General features: G+C 49.2%; 17 protein-coding genes. 6 read left to right on the forward strand and 11 right to left on the reverse strand.

Annotated features, from left to right (window positions below):
- Positions 1-43: 43 nt before the first annotated feature.
- From MHI30_RS17965 to MHI30_RS17980, 4 genes are read right to left on the reverse strand one after another with little or no spacing between them, the layout of a single operon-like run.
- Positions 44-1525 carry a rhamnulokinase family protein gene (locus MHI30_RS17965; RefSeq protein WP_075751389.1) on the reverse strand — a complete coding sequence of 494 codons (1482 nt, stop codon included), beginning with the start codon at positions 1523-1525 and terminating at the stop codon, positions 44-46.
- Positions 1522-2742: an L-rhamnose isomerase gene (rhaI, locus tag MHI30_RS17970; protein WP_178388296.1), complete on the reverse strand. Its 1221-nt coding sequence runs from the start codon at positions 2740-2742 to the stop codon at positions 1522-1524. The genes MHI30_RS17965 and rhaI overlap by 4 nt, the downstream gene beginning before the upstream one ends.
- The gene (locus MHI30_RS17975) at positions 2735-3124 is read right to left on the reverse strand and encodes a sensory rhodopsin transducer (protein ID WP_075751391.1); all 390 of its coding nucleotides are present in this window, start codon (positions 3122-3124) and stop codon (positions 2735-2737) included. The genes rhaI and MHI30_RS17975 overlap by 8 nt, the downstream gene beginning before the upstream one ends.
- A gap of 54 nt (positions 3125-3178) precedes the next feature.
- Entirely contained in the window at positions 3179-5248 is a 2070-nt protein-coding gene (locus MHI30_RS17980) for a bifunctional aldolase/short-chain dehydrogenase (RefSeq protein ID WP_075751392.1), read from the reverse strand.
- Positions 5249-5609: 361 nt separating this feature from the next.
- Between MHI30_RS17980 and MHI30_RS17985 the strand changes: the two genes are divergently transcribed.
- Entirely contained in the window at positions 5610-6809 is a 1200-nt protein-coding gene (locus MHI30_RS17985) for an MFS transporter (protein ID WP_075751394.1), read from the forward strand.
- A 20-nt stretch (positions 6810-6829) separates the two neighbouring features.
- Here MHI30_RS17985 and MHI30_RS17990 read toward each other — a convergent pair whose 3' ends face one another.
- The gene (locus MHI30_RS17990) at positions 6830-8056 is read right to left on the reverse strand and encodes an MFS transporter (RefSeq protein WP_075751395.1); all 1227 of its coding nucleotides are present in this window, start codon (positions 8054-8056) and stop codon (positions 6830-6832) included.
- 526 nt (positions 8057-8582) lie between these two features.
- Between MHI30_RS17990 and MHI30_RS17995 the strand changes: the two genes are divergently transcribed.
- Together MHI30_RS17995 and MHI30_RS18000 are read left to right on the forward strand one after the other, a co-directional pair.
- The gene (locus tag MHI30_RS17995; RefSeq protein WP_075751396.1) at positions 8583-9332 is read left to right on the forward strand and encodes a tRNA-dependent cyclodipeptide synthase; all 750 of its coding nucleotides are present in this window, start codon (positions 8583-8585) and stop codon (positions 9330-9332) included.
- Positions 9329-10549: a cytochrome P450, cyclodipeptide synthase-associated gene (locus tag MHI30_RS18000; protein WP_075751397.1), complete on the forward strand. Its 1221-nt coding sequence runs from the start codon at positions 9329-9331 to the stop codon at positions 10547-10549. The genes MHI30_RS17995 and MHI30_RS18000 overlap by 4 nt, the downstream gene beginning before the upstream one ends.
- On the opposite strand, the gene MHI30_RS18005 is transcribed toward MHI30_RS18000, so the two are convergent.
- From MHI30_RS18005 to MHI30_RS18015, 3 genes are all read right to left on the reverse strand, one after another.
- Complete coding sequence (locus tag MHI30_RS18005) at positions 10546-11001, reverse strand: metallopeptidase (RefSeq protein WP_075751398.1); 456 nt, start codon at positions 10999-11001, stop codon at positions 10546-10548. The genes MHI30_RS18000 and MHI30_RS18005 overlap by 4 nt on opposite strands.
- Before the next feature lie 16 nt (positions 11002-11017).
- A complete protein-coding gene (locus MHI30_RS18010) occupies positions 11018-11500 on the reverse strand; it encodes a MarR family transcriptional regulator (protein ID WP_202615189.1) in 483 nt (160 codons plus the stop codon).
- Positions 11501-11603: 103 nt separating this feature from the next.
- Positions 11604-12782, reverse strand: coding sequence for an amidase (locus MHI30_RS18015; protein ID WP_075751399.1), 1179 nt, complete (start codon positions 12780-12782; stop codon positions 11604-11606).
- Positions 12783-12965: 183 nt separating this feature from the next.
- Between MHI30_RS18015 and MHI30_RS18020 the strand changes: the two genes are divergently transcribed.
- Complete coding sequence (locus MHI30_RS18020) at positions 12966-14015, forward strand: oxidoreductase (RefSeq protein ID WP_075751400.1); 1050 nt, start codon at positions 12966-12968, stop codon at positions 14013-14015.
- 31 nt (positions 14016-14046) lie between these two features.
- On the opposite strand, the gene MHI30_RS18025 is transcribed toward MHI30_RS18020, so the two are convergent.
- The gene (locus tag MHI30_RS18025) at positions 14047-14682 is read right to left on the reverse strand and encodes an FMN-dependent NADH-azoreductase (RefSeq protein WP_059232005.1); all 636 of its coding nucleotides are present in this window, start codon (positions 14680-14682) and stop codon (positions 14047-14049) included.
- 78 nt (positions 14683-14760) lie between these two features.
- Positions 14761-15414 carry a helix-turn-helix domain-containing protein gene (locus tag MHI30_RS18030; protein ID WP_075751401.1) on the reverse strand — a complete coding sequence of 218 codons (654 nt, stop codon included), beginning with the start codon at positions 15412-15414 and terminating at the stop codon, positions 14761-14763.
- A 153-nt stretch (positions 15415-15567) separates the two neighbouring features.
- Between MHI30_RS18030 and MHI30_RS18035 the strand changes: the two genes are divergently transcribed.
- Both MHI30_RS18035 and MHI30_RS18040 read left to right on the forward strand, forming a co-directional pair.
- Positions 15568-16155, forward strand: a complete 588-nt coding sequence (locus MHI30_RS18035) for a manganese efflux pump (RefSeq protein ID WP_075751402.1) — start codon at positions 15568-15570, stop codon at positions 16153-16155.
- Between the two features lie 39 nt (positions 16156-16194).
- On the forward strand, positions 16195-16290 hold the full coding sequence (locus MHI30_RS18040) for a putative holin-like toxin (RefSeq protein WP_222426460.1): 96 nt from the start codon (positions 16195-16197) through the stop codon (positions 16288-16290).
- Positions 16291-16422: 132 nt separating this feature from the next.
- On the opposite strand, the gene MHI30_RS18045 is transcribed toward MHI30_RS18040, so the two are convergent.
- Positions 16423-17391, reverse strand: a complete 969-nt coding sequence (locus MHI30_RS18045) for a rhodanese-related sulfurtransferase (RefSeq protein WP_075751403.1) — start codon at positions 17389-17391, stop codon at positions 16423-16425.
- Positions 17392-17418: the final 27 nt, after the last annotated feature.

Consider the following 17418-nt stretch of genomic DNA (forward strand, 5'->3'; position numbering starts at 1 on the left):
TTACTTTCATGATAGCGCATCAGCGCCGATACAGGAAATGTTTTCAGCGGGAAGCGGCGCCGAGAATCTGACTTGTATAGCGGCGGTATGCCGCCTCCCACGCTTCTGTATCTTCCGGTACATACGTTTTTTGAGGGAAGGAAGCTTTGATCGCTTTTCGGGCGCTTTGAATATCCCAAAACATGTCGAGCGCGATGGCCTGTACGGCAATGTTGCCGATGGCGCTTGCCTCTGCCGGTCCGGCCCATACATTTCTGGCCAGTACATTCGCCGTGTATTGACAGAGCAGTTCATTTCGAATCCCTCCGCCCGCCATGTGAAGTCCGTCATATTCTTTTCCTGTCAATGTTTCAATCCGTTCAAGCGTGAACCGGTATTTAAATGCAAGACTTTCCAGCACGCAGCGGATCACCTGTCCGGGCGTTTCCGGAACATGCTGTCCAGTTGCACGGCAGTACTCCCTGATCGCCTCAGGCATATGCACGGGATTGAGAAACACCGGGTCATCCGGATCAACCGCCGACCTGAATGCTTCCGACTGTCCGGCAAGTTTGACAAGCTCGACGCTCGAATAGCGGCTCCCGTCTTTTTCCCAATCAGCCTGACAGCGCTGGAACAGCCACAATCCCATAATGTTTTTTAAAAAGCGGAATGTGCCGCCGGCACCGCCCTCATTTGTAAAATTCCAATCGAGCGCCTGTTTTGTCATCAGCGGAGTGTCAAGTTCGGTTCCGATCAGCGACCAGGTGCCGCAAATCAAATATGCAAAGTCTTCCGTTTCAGCGGGAATGCCGACAACTGCAGAAGCCGTGTCATGTTCGCCGACGGCAATGACCGGTACGGCAGGCACCGACAATTCGCTGCACACTGATTGTGACAGCCTCCCCGCTTCGCTTCCGGGTTTTGCTATATCCTTAGGAAAAATATTGGCCGGGAGCCCCATAAGGCTGATGAGCTCCCAATCCCAGTCAGACGTTTTCGGGTTGAACAGCTGAGTTGTTGTCGCATTTGTAAACTCGCTTTTTTTCTCACCCGTTAAAAAATAGCGCAGCAAATCAGGAATCATTAAAAGCGTTTCCGCGTGTTCCAACAGCGGAGAATTCGCTTTTTTCAGCGCCCGGAGCTGAAAGATGGTGTTGAACGGCAAAAGCTGAATACCGGTTCTGGAAAACAGCTCTTCTTTTCCGATTTCATTCAGCACCTCCCGCATCATTCCGTCCGTGTAAGGGTCGCGGTAATGATAAGGGTTCCCCAGCAGCTCTCCGTTACGATCGAGAAAGCCGACATCAACCGCCCATGAATCGATTCCGATGCAGCTGATTCGTCCGCAGCCGTTTTTCGCCTTTAAAATGCCCTGTTTGATTTCATGATACAGCCTGAGAATGTCCCAATAAAGATGTTTTCCCGCCTGAACGGGCTGATTTGGAAAACGGTGAATTTCCTCCGCTTTGATCAGACCGCCGTCTACATGACCTGCATAAGCTCTGCCGCTCGACGCACCAAGATCAAAAGCGAGAATCGTCACCAGCTTGCACCGCCTTTGCCTCGCGCCAGTATTTTTTCCGCATAACCGCTTTCCGCATAAGCCTTGAGCGGATCAGGCGGGACGTTCATTTCCTCCCGCACGGCGTAAAGGAGCGGTTTGACGTCAATTTCAAATGCTTCGCGGATCGCAGCCTCTGCGGCAAGCACGTCATGATCTTCCTGCGCTTTCTTCACATCATCGAAGTTGATCAAAAGCGCTTTTGCAAATTGAGTCTGCACATTCATGACAGAGCGCAGTACAGCCGGAATTTTCGGTTCGAGATTATGGCATTGATCAAGCATATACGAAATATGTTCGGCCGTCTTCCGGACATTCGGGTCGGAATCGCGGCAGGCGTCCAAAATTTGATAAAAAATGAGAAACAGTTCGTACGGGTTGTGCGCGCCTGCGATCAAATCGTCATCAGCGTATTTGCGGCTGTTGAAATGAAAGCCTCCGAGACGTTTTTCGTCAAGCAAGTAAGCGACAATGTGCTCGATGTTCGTCCCTTGGGCATGGTGGCCGGTGTCGACGAGCACCTCGGCCTTCGGACCGAGCTTTTGCGCCAAATTGTAAGCCATCCCCCAATCCGCCAGGTCTGTATGATAAAAAGCCGGCTCAAAAAACTTGTATTCAATCAAGAGCCGCATATCATCGGCAAGCGCTTCGTATACTTCGGCCAGACACTCATACATCCAGTTTTTACGTTTTCTGATGTCGCCCTGACCGGGATAGTTGGTTCCGTCGGCAAGCCAGAGGCTGATTTCCTTGGAGCCAGTTTGTTTTGCAATATCGACGCATTCGAGCAATTGCTCAGTCGCTTTTTGGCGAATGTCCGCTTTAACATTTGTGACGCTTCCAAATTTGTAGTCATCGTCCTGGAACAAGTTCGGATTCACGGCGCCGACTGCAAGGCCAAGCTGTTCGGCGTGCGCTTTCAGCTTTCCGTAATCATCAACTTGATCCCACGGAATATGGATGGCGACGGAAGGACAAGTTCCGGTTAATTTGTGAACGACTGATGCATCTTCCATTTTTTCAAACGGATCCCTTGGTACGCCCTCTTGCTGAAACACTTTGAAGCGCGTGCCCGAATCCCCGTATCCCCATGAAGGCGTCTCGATTTTAAGCGCTTTCAATTTTTCCTTTACTTCAGAAAGGCTGATGCCCCGGTCTTTCTGCTGTTCTTCAAATAAAGCGTAAGCCCGGTCATTCATCATGTACACCCATCCCCCTTGTTTTTAACGGATATGCCATGGTTGACATTAACGCAAGTTCTGGCTGGGTTGTGTCCAGCCGGCTGTACTGGACGATCACAGGTACATCGCTTGCGATCTCGATCGCATAAGGAATATTTTCAGGAATGCGTTCTCCTGATCGATGCAAAGAACTTGTGCGAATATGCTTCGTTCTCTTGCCATGAACCGTCTCGGGAATGCCTTCGAGCGGCGGACGGTCTTCGAAGTATACTGTAATCGCAAGGTTTGCGTCTTCTTCATGGCAATTTAAAACACAAATCGCTTCATGGCTCGTCAAGCTTCCGGAACTTTCCGGAGGAATAAAACCGTCCGGTATGATCCAATGGGTCTCGCCCTTCATCTCCCTTTTCCCCCTTTGTTTTCTGAAAGGGCGGCCGAAGCCGCTCCTTTCCAATTACCTTGAAAATGCGGCCGGCACTCCCCCGTCAACCGTCAACATGCATCCCGTCGTTTTTGCCGTTTTTTCTGAAGCGAAATAAGCGATCGCTTCGGCGATGTCGGCGGGATAAATGTTGACGGAAAGAGTCGTACGTTTGCGGTAATGCTCTTCAAGCCGGTCGGGTTCAATCCCGTAGGCGGCGGCTCTTTCTTCGCGCCACTTGGAGTCCCAGATGGCCGACCCTTGAAGCACCGCATCCGGAAGCACTGAATTCGCGCGGATTCCGTACGGTCCGCCTTCAGCAGCGATGCATCTCGCCAAATGAACCTCAAGCGCTTTTGCAGAGCTGTATGCCGAAGCATTTTTGCCTGCATAAACGGAATTTTTCGAGCCGACAAACACCATGCTGCCGCCTGACCCCTGTCTTTTCATTTGCTTAAAAGCTTCTCTGGCGACGAGAAAATATCCTGTTCCAAGTACATTCATATTCAAATTCCATTCTTCGAGCGTCGTTTCATCAAGCGGGCTGGATGTCGCAAGCCCCGCGTTGTTGACGAGAATATCGATCCCGCCGTATTTAAGGACGATTTCCTCGAAGGCCGCCTGAACGTCCTCTTCTTTTGTCACATCCATGCGGACGGCGGAAGCCCGTTCCGCACCGTATTGTTCATTAATCTCTGCGGCTGTTTTTTCTGCACCTTCTATATTAATGTCAGCAACCACAACATGCGCACCTTCTGAAGCAAGGCGGCGGCAGGTCTCGCTGCCGATTCCGCCCGCTCCTCCCGTCACAAATGCGATCTTGCGTGAAAATTCGGCTTCCGGCGGAGCAAGCGTTAATTTATAAAGCTCAAGCGGCCAATATTCGACATTGTAGGATTCTTCCTCATTTAGAGATACAAAGTTTCCAAGGACTTCCGTTCCCTTCATGACAGCAATCGCCCGCCGGTATAAATCTCGGCTGACCTTTGCCATCGCCAGGCTTTTACCTGCTGCCACCATGCCGATTCCCGGGATTAGCATCACGCGCGGCGCCGGTTCAAACATCTCGTCTCCTTCACGCCGGTTTCGTTGAAAATAGGCGGCATACGATTCTTTAAACCTAGCAATCTCGGTTTTGATCCGTTCGGCCAGCTTCTCTGTGTCCTGTTCAGCGGGATTCCACGGAATATAGGCAGGCGTCCGCTTTGTATGCACAAGGTGATCCGGACAAGCGGCGCCGACCTGTGAAAGCGACGGAGCGCGCCTGCTGTTCGTGAATTCGAGTACATCGTCAGCATCGCACCAGGTGAGCAGCATGCGTTTCTCTCCGCTGACAGCGCCGCGGATAATCGGCAAGATATCGGCTAAAATCCGTTTCCGCTCCTCCGGTGCAAGCGGCTCGACCATCTGTCCGCCAAACGGCTGATGATCTTCTGAACGGCTTTTAATGTATGCTTCCGCTTCGCGAATCACGGCAATCGTCTGATCATAGCTTTCTTTCGCCGTTTCCCCCCACGTGACGAGCCCATGCTTCTCCATTAAAACAAGCTCTGCATTCGGGTTGTTTTTCACACCTTCTGCTATCATCTTCGATAAAGCGAAGCCCGGTCTGACATAAGGCACCCATACAAAGCGGCTGCCGAATATCTCCTCTGCGATCTCTTTTCCATTATCAGCGCAGCAGATGCTGATAATCGCATCGGGGTGGGTGTGATCGACATGCGGAAACGGCAAAAAAGCATGAAGAAGCGTTTCGATCGACGGCCGCGGGTGCTTTCCGTCCATCATGCAATGGGACAAATATGCCGTCATTTCTTCATCGGTCATACTGCTCCGTTCCATCAGCGGACGAATATCATCGAGCCTCAGCCCGGTAAATTGACCCGCTGACATCGTCGCCAAGTCCGAGCCGCTGCCTTTCACCCACATCACCTCGATGTCCCTGCCCCTGAAATCCTTTTCCGTCGTTTTCATCGATGTGTTTCCCCCGCCCCAGTTGCAGACCGAGCGGTCAGAGCCGATCAGGTTGGAACGGTAGACGAGTTCGTCAAGACCCGGAAGCAGCGATGCAGCCTCAGTTTCTGACCATAAATATTCCACCATACGTATCACTCCGTTTTTGTTTGTTTATTTTTGAATATGTTTGTTTAAAGAGTAACATATTTTGTTTTGTTTTGTAAGCGCTTTTTTAGAAACCATTTTATGATAGAGCTGTTTCAATCGGTCTATAAATAAAAAACCCCCAACAGCAGGCGGCCGTCGGGGTCAGGAATGTGGAATGTTTTAACCTTTGATTTTGAAAATAAAATGTCAGATTTTAAGAAAGCGCTGGCATCATGTTGATGGCGCTTTTTGTCCCGCCGGCATACCGTTTGGGGAACATATTGATCCGCAACAAACGGTTGAAAATCGGCTTTTAATCTTTTAATATATAAACTCATGTTTTTTAAAAGGAGGGGTCAGGATGAATAAAACACTGCACGCACCAGTCAAACTGATCATCGCAATTTTTATGATTTGCACATTTTCCATCGGCTTTACAGAGTATGTCGTTATGGGTATATTGACTTCCATTTCAAAGGATCTCTCTGTTCCGATTTCGTCTACCGGCTTATTGGTAACGGCATATGCGGGAAGCGTTTGTCTGACGGGGCCGATCGTCACCATATTGTCGGTAAAAATGCCGCGAAAACCGGTATTGCTCGGCTTGATGAGTGTGTTTGTACTGTCGAATGCGCTCAGTTTCCTGGCGCCGAACTTCACCGTTTTGTTGATCTCAAGAATCCTATCCGCTTCCATTCATGGCACATTTTTTGCAACGACGATGGTGTTCGTCAGCGAAATGGTACCGCCCGAAAAGCGGGCCGCCGCTGCCGCTTCAATGAACGGCGGCTTGACCATCGCCCTGATGCTCGGCGTTCCGTTCGGTTCTTATTTAGGCGACCTTTTCAACTGGCGGATCGTCTTTCTGATGATCGCATGCCTCGGATTGATCGGCCTCGCCGGCATTTGGCTGACGGTGCCGCACAGAAAACCGAAAGTCGTCCCTAAATTGATCCATGAATGGGATGTGTTTAAAAATAAACAAGTTCTTTTCTCTTTTGCTATCACGATTTTCGGGTATTCAGGCGTATTCATCGCCTACACGTTTATTGAACCGATGCTGCGGCATTCTGCCGGTTTCGGCAGCCTCGGCATTACAGCCGCCCTTTTCGCCTACGGATTTGGCGGAGTCGTCGGCAATTTCTACGCCGGAAAGGTGCCGTTTCACCTGTTAACCCGCTCTATGATCGGATTGATGATCGCGCTCATGGCAATCCTTGCGGCCTTCCCTTTTGTCAGCGGACACCCTGCCGGCGCCATCATCGTGACGTTTTTATTCGGAGCCGGCGCTTTCGGAACGGTGCCCCTTTTGCAAACAAAGGTCGTGGCTGCGTCTGAACACGGAACAACGATCGCCACCTCTGTCAGCATCGCTGCATTTAACTTGGCCAACGCGCTCGGCGCATGGATCGGCGGACTCATTCTTAATGCATCAGAGTCCTACACATACCTTGCCACAGGCGGTGCGCTTATGACCATGTGCGGAATGACGCTGACGTTGTTCGCCTTTGTGTCTGAGAAAAGACAAGTGAAAGAAGAAATGTGGAGAACGGATCTGTAATAAAAAAAAGCTGCCCGGCTTTAAGACCTGGCAGCTTTTTTGTTTGGTTCTTGCAGCGTCTTTGTCTGAGCTGCTTTCCGCATGACCGTGATCATCAAAAGGGCGGCCGCGGCATAGACGATGCCGAAACAGCCGAAAACGAAAACAGAAGATGACATTCCTAATAACACGCCTGATATAACGGGACCGCAGGCCATTCCCGTATACCTGATAAAATTAAACATGCCCATCGCACTGCCGCGGTTCTCCTCAAATTCATTTGCCATCATCGTGGAGAATAGCGGCGGGATCAGCCCCATCGTAACGCCGAAAAGAACGAGGGCCGCCGACATGGCGAAAAGTGAAAACGAGTGGGTAAAGCCAAAACAGACGACGCTGCCCGCGGCGGTCAGATTGCCGATCAGAAACAGGCGTCTGAGCGACAATTTCTTTTGTATCCACTTAAACAGCACGCTGCCGGCAACCGTGCTGACGGCTATCGGCAAATACAGCAAGCCGACGATCTGCAGATCAAGGTGATAATGATCGGTCAGCAAAATCGGCAAATATACGATCACTGAAAAATAAATAAAGAAAAGAAGATAGCTTAATATCAAAACGGCATTTCCCGTCCTGTTTTTGAAAATGTCCTTATAATGCGACAACAGGCTGCCCGCGCTGAGATTGGTCTTTTTCTCCGCATGGCTCTGCGGAAAGCAAAACGCATTTCCGAAAAGCAAAAGAACAGACAATACCGTCAAAAACCAAAAAATCCCCGGATAATTATAACGTTCCCCGATAAAACCGCCGAGAATAGGCGCCGCTGCCGGTGCAAGGGAAAGCAGCATTTGATAAGTCCCCATCGCACTGCCCCGCTTCGTTCCCTGGAACAGAGAACCGATTGTGGTTGCCGCAATTAATGGAAGCGCTGCCGTCCCTAAAGCCTGCAGCACCCTGAAAAAAAGAAACAGGCCAAAGTCCCGGGCGACGGCGCAGCCGATTGTGGCAATGACCGTTACGATCATGCTCGCCATCATCACAAACCTCGCTCCTTTAAAATCGACAATTGAGCCGACAATGATCTGCATCACAGCTGTAATGAAGATGAACAGCGAGACGGACAGGTTGACCATCGATACGGAAACGTGAAACGAATCTCTGATTAACGGAATGATGGGTGAATAAATATTTTGATTCAACGATGCGAAAAAGGCGCTGATACACACAAAATACATAATGAAAGAAGCATTTAATTTCATTGGTCTCATGTCAAACCGCCTGCCTTGTTTTTGTTTATTCGTTAACAATCTCTTTAATATCGTTTACCAGTTAACAATATTAATTGTAGATGACCCCTTTATCAATGTCAACGGACATTTCTTACTGCAGCTTTAAAGTTTTTTACATATTTTTTACTTATCGGGTTCCTTTACTCAAAAAACGCCTTTAAAAAAGGTTCATCCTGATCAAAATTCCTCAGATTTGCAAAAAACGTTACGAATATTTTCATATTTTGAATTTGATTTGTGTTGACAACTGGAAAAGTTAGGGATAAAATGACTATTGTTTACTAGTAAACTTTCATGCTGTACCTTGCCTGATTTTGAGCTCAAACTCTTGCTCTGCTTTAACAATTGAACAAATGCGATACCCCTTCATCATGACCCGCACCATCGCTGTATTCTTCTCGATTCATCGTGAAGTTGAGACCAGCCTATTCCCAGCTCGATAAACCGCACGTATCCATCATTGATTGCAAAAGAAGTCATTCTATGTCCGTTAAGGAGGAAATCAATGACAGAACTTACAATGGAGAGCAAACACCGGCCATTCAAAACTGAAACTCTTACCCGAAACTGCAATGAAATACTAAAACGCAGACGCCATGTTCTCGTTGGCATCAGCCCGTTTAACAGCCGATTTTCCGAAGATTATATTCATCGGCTTATCGGCTGGGCCGTCCGTGAGTTTCACCATGTATCCGTGCTTTTAGCCGGAAAGGAAGCAGCCAACCTTCTCGAAGCGCTTGGCACCCCGAATGGGAAGGCCGAACGGAAAGTCAGGAAAGAAGTCTCGCGGAACCGGAGATTTGCTGAAAAGGCGTTGGAAGCGCATGGCGGCAATCCCGAGGCCATCCATACATTTTCCGATTTCGCGAACCAGACCGTATACCAGCGTTTGCGGATGGAAGTCGAAGACGCCTTTTTTGACCAGCCGCATTTTCGCAAAGCCTGCCTGGAGATGTCGCATGCGGCGATCCTCGGACGGGCCAGGGGCATTCGGATGGATGTCCGGGAGGTCAGCGCCGCCATGCTGGAGCTGGCTGTTGAATACGTCATCGCTGAACTTCCGTTTTTCATCGCCGCCCCTGATATTTTAGGCGTCGAAGAGACGCTTCTTGCTTATCACCGTCCATGGAAGCTCGGCGAACAGATCTCCCGTCATGAATTTGCCGTCAAAATGCGCCCGAATCAAGGATATCTTATGGTTTCCGAATCGGACGAAAGTGTGGAATCTAAAAGCATGCAGGAGGAACGAGTATGAATCAATCGCTAAAAACATTCAGCGTGTTGTCAGAACAATATCACGAGAATCCGTATCAATATTTCTCATACCTTCGGGAATCTGATCCCGTCCATTATGAAGAATCGCTGGACAGCTATTTTATCAGCCGCTACCAGGATGTGCGCCGCGTGCTCCAGAATCAGGACGTCTTTACAACGAAATCGCTTGCCAAACGGGCCGAGCCCGTCATGCGCGGACCTGTGCTCGCCCAAATGAAAGGCAAAGAGCACACGGCGAAAAGGAGAATCGTTCTGCGCCGTTTTATCGGGGAATCCCTTGATCACCTCACGCCGCTCATTAAAGACAATGCACAAAGGCTTTTGGCTCCTCATCTGGAGAAAGGGCGGATCGACCTTGTTAATGATTTCGGCAAAACGTTCGCCGTTTGTGTGACGATGGACATTTTAGGTTTGGACAAGAACGACCACCAAACAGTGAGAAACTGGCACAGCGGCGTCGCCGATTTCATTACCAGTTTGAATCAGGCGCCTGAGGACCGGGAGTATTCCCTCAAATGCAGTGAACAGCTCGCTGAATATTTGAATCCGATTATCGAGGAAAGGCGCAAAAACCCCGGACATGATTTAATATCCATCCTTTGCACTTCCGAATACGAGGGAGTGGCGATGTCTGACCGGGACATCCGCGCGCTGATTCTCAATATATTGCTTGCCGCCACAGAACCGGCGGACAAGACGCTCGCATTAATGATTTATCATTTGCTTCATCACCCCGATCAAATGAATGATGTGCTGGATGACCGCACGCTCCTGCCTCAGGCCATCGCAGAGACGCTGCGCTACAAGCCGCCGGTGCAGCTCATTCCGCGCCAGCTTTCACAAGACGCGGTGATCGGCGGAGTCGAGCTCAAAGAAGGGACGACTGTATTTTGCATGATAGGCGCGGCAAATCGCGATCCTGAAGCGTTTGAGAAGCCAGACGAGTTCAACATCCATCGCAGCGATCTGGAAGTCAAAAGCGCATTCAGCGGCGCAGCCAGGCATCTCGCATTCGGTTCAGGCGTCCACAACTGTGTAGGAGCGGGGTTTGCGAAGACGGAAATCGAGCTTGTCGCAAATATCGTCCTGGATCAGCTGAAGAATATCCAGCTGGAGGAAGACTTCGTTTACCGCGAGACAGGCCTTTACACACGCGGACCCGTCTCGCTCAATATCAAGTTTGATACCAAACATTAATCTTGTGAAAAAGCCTTCTCCTCCCGAGAGGAGGCTTTTTCAATTGCCGCCTCACTGATCTTCGCCAGCTCTTCAAAATCCTCCTTACCTTCGATCGCATGTGAAAGTTCGTGGCATTGAACGATTTTAAAACCATTCATTTTAAACATCGCGATGATTTCAATTCTCCCCCGGTCTCCGTTTGTTTTGACAACATTGACCGTATACCTGACCGCTGCGCTTTGCAGTCGCTCGTCAAACAAAAACTCATGAAAGGGCGACACCGTTATGGTGCGGGCAACCTTTTTCAGCGTCCTCATGTGATCTTTAAACTGCACAAGGTCAATTTGACTGCCGTCGGTTACTTGAACATAATTCTCGCTGAAATAATCGGGAATTTTTTCAGTCTTCATTTCACTCAAGATGTCCTGATACATGCTGCTTAAAAACTGTTGGGCTTCACTTTTATTCATTCGCTGCTCCTCTTGATTAAATGTGTTTTGACCATTCGTTTAAAAAGCGGATGACGGTTTCCAGCTCGGATTCGGAAAACCGATCAAACAGCTCGATATAGCGCTGCTTTGCAATTTCGTGCATCCTGTCATGAACGTCGGCCAGTTTCTTCCCCTCGTCTGTTAATGTGTAATACAATTCTTTGTTGTTGTTCGGTTTTTTGTGCGATTCGATCATCCCGTGCTTTGTGAGCACATTGACCGCTTTTGTCACTGCCGCTTTTGATATTTGAAGTTTTGCTGCCAGGAAAGCGTTGTTGACGTCTGCCTCGTTTTCGCTGATAAGCGAGATCATGTGAAGCTGGGTCAGTGTCCAATGCTTCCGGATGCTGTCGTCTTCTTGAAAAGCTTCCTTTACGAGCGTCTGCTGTTCATGCTGAGCCCGCTTTTCTCTTTTGAGAATAAAATCCTGAACGGCTTGAAATGCTTGCTCATACGTCTTGTTTTCCACGATCATCATGTCCTTTCCATCATCGTTAACCGGTTAACTATTTAATAGTTTACCAGTTAACAATAATTGAAGCAAGCAAAAAAGCATAAAAGATCCGCAGCATATGCTTCCCTCATACTTGAAGAGATAACACGTGCTTTTCAGTCCAAGCCAGAAGCTTCAGATCCTGTTTACGGCCGGCGATGAATGAAAGCCCCAAAGGCTTGCCGTTTTTTGCCGGTAGCGGAACGGTGATCTGCGGAAGCCCGCTAAGCCCGGCAATACATGTCAGTTTCATTGTGCGCGCCCTTCTCTCATGTAATTCGTTTTCCGGCAGCCCGCGGAGCGGCGGCGTGCCGGGAGCAGTTGGAGTGACGAGCAAGCCGTCTTCCGCGAGCCATTCCGACAGTCTCCTTTTCACCGCTTCTCTTTTCATAAAAACATGCTCATGATCGCTTTTCCTAAGACTTGACGCCCATTCAAATCTTTCTGCGATTCCAGGGCTGAACACCGGATTTGTGCGCTCGATCCAAGCTCCATGCTCCTCCCAAATATCCAGGGCCTGCAGCACCCTGAACATCTCCGCCCATTCCGCGAGGCCGCCGTCAGCGGCAACACACCAGTCGAATTCGCCGTCTATCAGGCTTAATGCATGAGCGTATACTTGTGTCCGGTCGCTTTCTTCAAGCAGGCTCCACGCCTCTTTTTCAAAATAAATCCGGTTGAAACAAGCCCCTGCCTCCTCCTGTCCGCTAAGCAGGACGCGGCCTGCAGCATGAAGAACGCCGATATCTTTTGACATCCATCCGACGGTGTCAAAGCTTTTCGCCAGCGGTATGACACCATCAACCGGCACCTCGCCGTGCGTCGGCCGAAATCCGAAAATTCCGCAGTAGGAAGAAGGGATTCTGACAGAACCCCCGGTGTCTGTCCCAAGAGCAAAATCGGCCATGCCGGAGGCTGCCGCCACGGCCGAACCGCTTGAAGATCCCCCAGGAATGTTGTCCTTTGCACAAGGATTGACAGGCGTTCCATAATGGACATTTTCTCCGTCAAGGCTGTACATCAGCTCATCCGTGTGTGCAGCACCCTTAAGCCTTGCCCCTTCACCCAGCAGCAAGTCGACGGCTTCCGCGTTTTTTTCGGCAGGTTCGTGCGTCCTCAGCCAATCAGGGTTTCCCGCCGCATTTGTATGGCCTTCTACAGCAAACACATCCTTTACCGCAAACGAAAGATTTTTCAAGCTTCCTTCAGCTGATGCCGGCTCGACAGCCAAATCCCTGTTCATAAAAGCGCCCAAATCATGCTCCATTTTCAAAATCCCCTCTTTTTGTTTTTAACGATAACCGGACACCTCTTCAAATTGAACAAAATTGTGACAAAATCTTCCGTTCCCCGGTTGAAAAAGGTCTTTAGGTTTGTTCCTATAGGCAAACAGGGTAAAATAAAGGTGTGTTGATTACATATTAAAAACGAACATGGGAGAGGAGAATGAATGGTGAACAAGGTTTGCACAGGGATATTAGGATACGGTTTGTCAGGTTCGGTGTTTCATGCGCCTTTATTATCTGTGTTAGAAGATTATGAGATTCGAAAGGTGATGACTTCAAGAAAAGAACAAGTCAAACAAGACCTCCCCGAAACAGAAGCCGTCAGCTCGATCGAAGACATCACAAATGACCCGGACATTGATCTCGTCATCGTGACTACGCCGAGCGGCCTTCATTACGAAATGGCGAAAGAGTGCATCCGCGCCGGAAAGCATGTCGTCCTTGAAAAACCGATGACGGCAACGGCGGAAGAAGCGGAAAAACTGATCAATGCCGCGAAAGAAAAAGGCGTGCTTCTCAGCGTCTACCACAACCGAAGATGGGATAACGACTTTTTGACGATCAAACAGCTTATCAAAGAAGGGCGCCTCGGAGAGGTCAACACATTCCACGCCTCCTACGACCGGTTCCGGCCGAATGTCAGACAGCGCTGGAGAGAGCAGAAAGGGCCGGGCTCAGGCGCACTGTACGATTTGGGTTCACACTTGATCGATCAGGCGCTTCATTTATTCGGCATGCCGAACAGCGTCACCGCTCAAGTGACCGCTCAAAGAGCCAATGCGGAAACAGACGATTACTTCCATGTCGTCCTCCACTATGATCAGCGCCAAGTGATTCTCCACTCGGGTTCGATTGTTCCGGCCAACGGTCCCCGCTACCAAATCCACGGCTCAAAAGGAAGCTTTATCAAATACGGTATCGACGGCCAGGAGGATGCACTCAGAGCGGGTCAAAAACCTGCAGGCGATGAGTGGGGAGCCGATCAACCCGAATATTACGGGGAACTGGCCACAGTCGAAGGCGACGAGGTCATTAAGGAAACCGTGGAAACGCTCCCCGGTTCATACTTAACCTATTACAAGCAGCTTGCTTCAAGTATTCTTGAAGGCGGCAGTCTGCCTGTCACGGCGGAAGAAGGACGCGACGTCATCCGCATCATCGAAGCTGCGCAAAAAAGCAGCGAAACGAATCAAACGGTGTTCTTAAACGAATAAAACAAAACCGCGGATCATATCCGCGGTTTTTTCAAAAAGTCCTGCCCAATTCTTTGGCCCGGGCAATTGCATTTCGTTTAATTTCTTCGGCTTTATCCGGCTCTGCATTATGCCCTTCTATAAATAAACCTTCAAATTCCGGCACTCCGAAAAACTGCATCATGATGCTGATATAGCGGTGCCCCATCTCAAGTTCCGCAGCCGGCCCTTCCGAATAGTAGCCGCCTCTCGCCTGGATGTGCAGGGCTTTTTTATCGGTTAACAGCCCGATCGGTCCTTGCTCGGTATATTTAAACGTCTTTCCCGCTACAGCGACCGCATCAAAGTACGCTTTCATCACCGGCGGAAAAGAGAAATTCCAAAGCGGCGTGACAAACACGTATTTGTCTCCCGCGATAAATTGCTCGCTCAGCTCATTCAAACGGCCGACTTTTGCCTTTTCGTGTTCAGAAAGCTGTTCAAAGCCCGATCCCGACTGCAATTTTCCCCAGCCGCTGAAGACGTCCGCGTCAATTTGCGGAATGTTTTCCCGATAGAGATCAAGGTGTGTCACTTCATCATCCGGGTGCGCTTCTTTGTAAGATTCGATAAAAGCTTTCCCCGCCGCCATGCTGTATGATGCCCTTTCGTCATGCGGGTGAGCGGTAATGTAAAGGGTTTTTGTCATCTCTTTTGCTACCTGCCTTTTTATATTGATATTGGTTAGTATGGAACGTTGCCGGGCAAATATTCAGGGGAAATTGGATTATGCTGTGTCGTCCCGATGATTCAGCCGGTCCAATACAAGGTGAACAGCGATGGCGTCGTCCAGGTAGCCGATCGGAAACGTATAGTCGGGAATAATGTCCGCAGACAGGATAAAATACAGGAGCGCACTCCCCAGAACGGATCGGTCTTTTTCAGAAGTAGCATTGTCACAATAGCGGTCGTGCATTTTTTTCAAATGATTGATGAACGGTCCGGCTCCATTCACCTGGCTTACTTTGTTGTCGAATTCCTCACAAATGATGCTGTGTCCTTCCTCTGTCAGCGCATATTGCTCATATTTGTTCAATTCCTGTTCAATACGCTGCCTCGTCTCTTGGGGATCGTACAGCTTGGATGCCCCTAACATTTCCAGCATGGCGTCAAGAGAGCCAAGGACCTCGGTACCGTTTTGTCCTTTTTTGCCATGAACTTGAAAACCCGAGGCTTCAATCAATTTATCAAGTGAAATATCGAGATGTTCGGAAAAAGCTTTTAGATGAACAAGCTTAGGTTGCTGCTTGCCGTTAGCGATCCGCGAGATTGTCGCGGCGTCCATTCCGGAGAGGCTGCTGAGCTTTCGCATTGAAAGCGATCGCTTTTTTAGCAGCTCTTTAATCAGATGTCCGATATGATTTTCTTTCGGCTGTCCCATCTCCCCTCCCCTTTCCACAACGGTTCTTAACTCATGATATGTGAATATGTTGAGAAATTTGCTTTTTTGTTGAGCTTTTTCATGGTACTGGCACATTTTTCTCAACGATACATACTGTAAGAGCAAACTTACTGGAAAAAGGAGCTGCTCATCATGACATCATGGATCATCATTGCAGGCTTAACCGTTTCATCAAGCGTTGACAATTTGGGGGTCGGTTTATCATACGGGATTCGGCAAATTCGCATCAGCTTTTTTTCTAATGTGGTCATTTCACTTATATGTTTTCTCTTTAGCGTGTGCGGCATCCACTTTGGACTTTGGATATCAACGGTTTTACCCGGGATTCTCCCCGTTCTGGCAGGTTCTGTTTTATTGGCCGTTATCGGTCTGCGAATCATGCTTTTGGCCGTTCCGCGTCGTAAACCTTCCCCTTTGAAAGAAAACGGAAGCACTGGCTCGCCTCTACAGACCGTTGGCTTTTTCGAATCGATCCTTCTCGGAATCGCACTGTCAGCAAATGCCCTTACAAATGGAGTCGGGGCTGGCCTCTTCGGCTATTCGCCGCTTCTGATTTCGGTTTTGGCAGCCGCCGGAAGTTTTCTGACGGTGTGGGCAGGTGCCGCCTGCGGTTCCAAACTGGCTCATATTCATTTTGGCCATTTTACGGTCGGGCAGTTTGGCACGCTGATCAGCGGAGCAATATTACTATTGATTGCCGGTTTTGCGTTTTTTTACTAGCGGCAGGAGCAAAAGCGTCAGGTGAAGGGAGGGAAAGGCATGGCAGTAGAAAGCGCACTTCAATTGATGCTTTCGTTCGGTATCCTGATCGTTGCGATATTTTCACTCTGCTTTCATTTCACGAATAAAAAATAGGAACACCCCGATTTTTCAGATCAAGGCGTTCCAGGATTCAAAACCAAAGCCGACTCCCTTGCAGGAGCAATGCCACTTCGAAGATGCTCGCGGCATCTTCGATTTTTTAAATGATATTCTTGTTTGCAACTTTTATGACTGCGCTGCATGCCCCTCTTCTTCCAGCTTTTCGAGTCTCTCTTGCACCTCTTCTTCTGAAAGGCCGTGCTCTTTGACATACAAGTTGCGCGGATGAACCCGGCACTCGTGCGTGCAGCCCCGCAAATAGCGGTGCTCATTTTCTTCAGAGCAGATGATCTGCTTGTTGCATTCAGGGTTGGCGCAGTTGACATAGCGCTCGCAAGGCTCGCCGGTGAAATAATCCTTGCCGACGATGACGTGCTCTTTCTGGTTGACCGGAACGCTGATTCTTTCATCGAAAACATAGCACTGTCCGTCCCACAGTTCACCTTGAACTTCAGGGTCTTTTCCGTACGTCACAATCCCGCCGTGAAGCTGGGACACGTCTTCAAATCCTTCTTTTTTCAGCCATCCCGAAAATTTTTCGCAGCGGATACCGCCCGTGCAGTAAGTCAATATTTTCTTGCCTTCGAGCTTTTCTTTGTTATCGCGGATCCATTCAGGCAATTCGCGGAACGCTTTAATGTCCGGTCTGACCGCGCCGCGGAAGTGTCCCAAATCGTACTCATAGTCGTTCCGTGCGTCGACGACAATCGTATCTTCCCGCTGCATCGCCTCATAAAATTCTTTTGGTTCAAGGTATTTTCCCGTTAATTCATTCGGATCGATATCATCTTCCAGGCGGAGCGTCACCAGCTCATCGCGATGGCGGACATGCATTTTTTTGAAAGCGTGCCCTTCTGATTCATCGATTTTAAACACCATATCTTCAAAGCGGGGATCGTTTTTCATTTCACTCATATAGCGGTCTGTCTGCTCTACGGTTCCTGACACGGTTCCGTTGATTCCTTCACCCGCCACAAGGATGCGCCCTTTCAGGCCCAAATCTTTGCAGAACTTGAGGTGATCTTCGGCAAATTGCTCGGGGTTGTCGATATGAACATATTTATAATACAACAATACTCGGTATTGATTTTTCATGATATCTTACCACCTATCTGATGCGTG

Source organism: Bacillus sp. FSL L8-0528, from assembly GCF_038593085.1.
Lineage (GTDB): Bacteria > Bacillota > Bacilli > Bacillales > Bacillaceae > Bacillus > Bacillus paralicheniformis.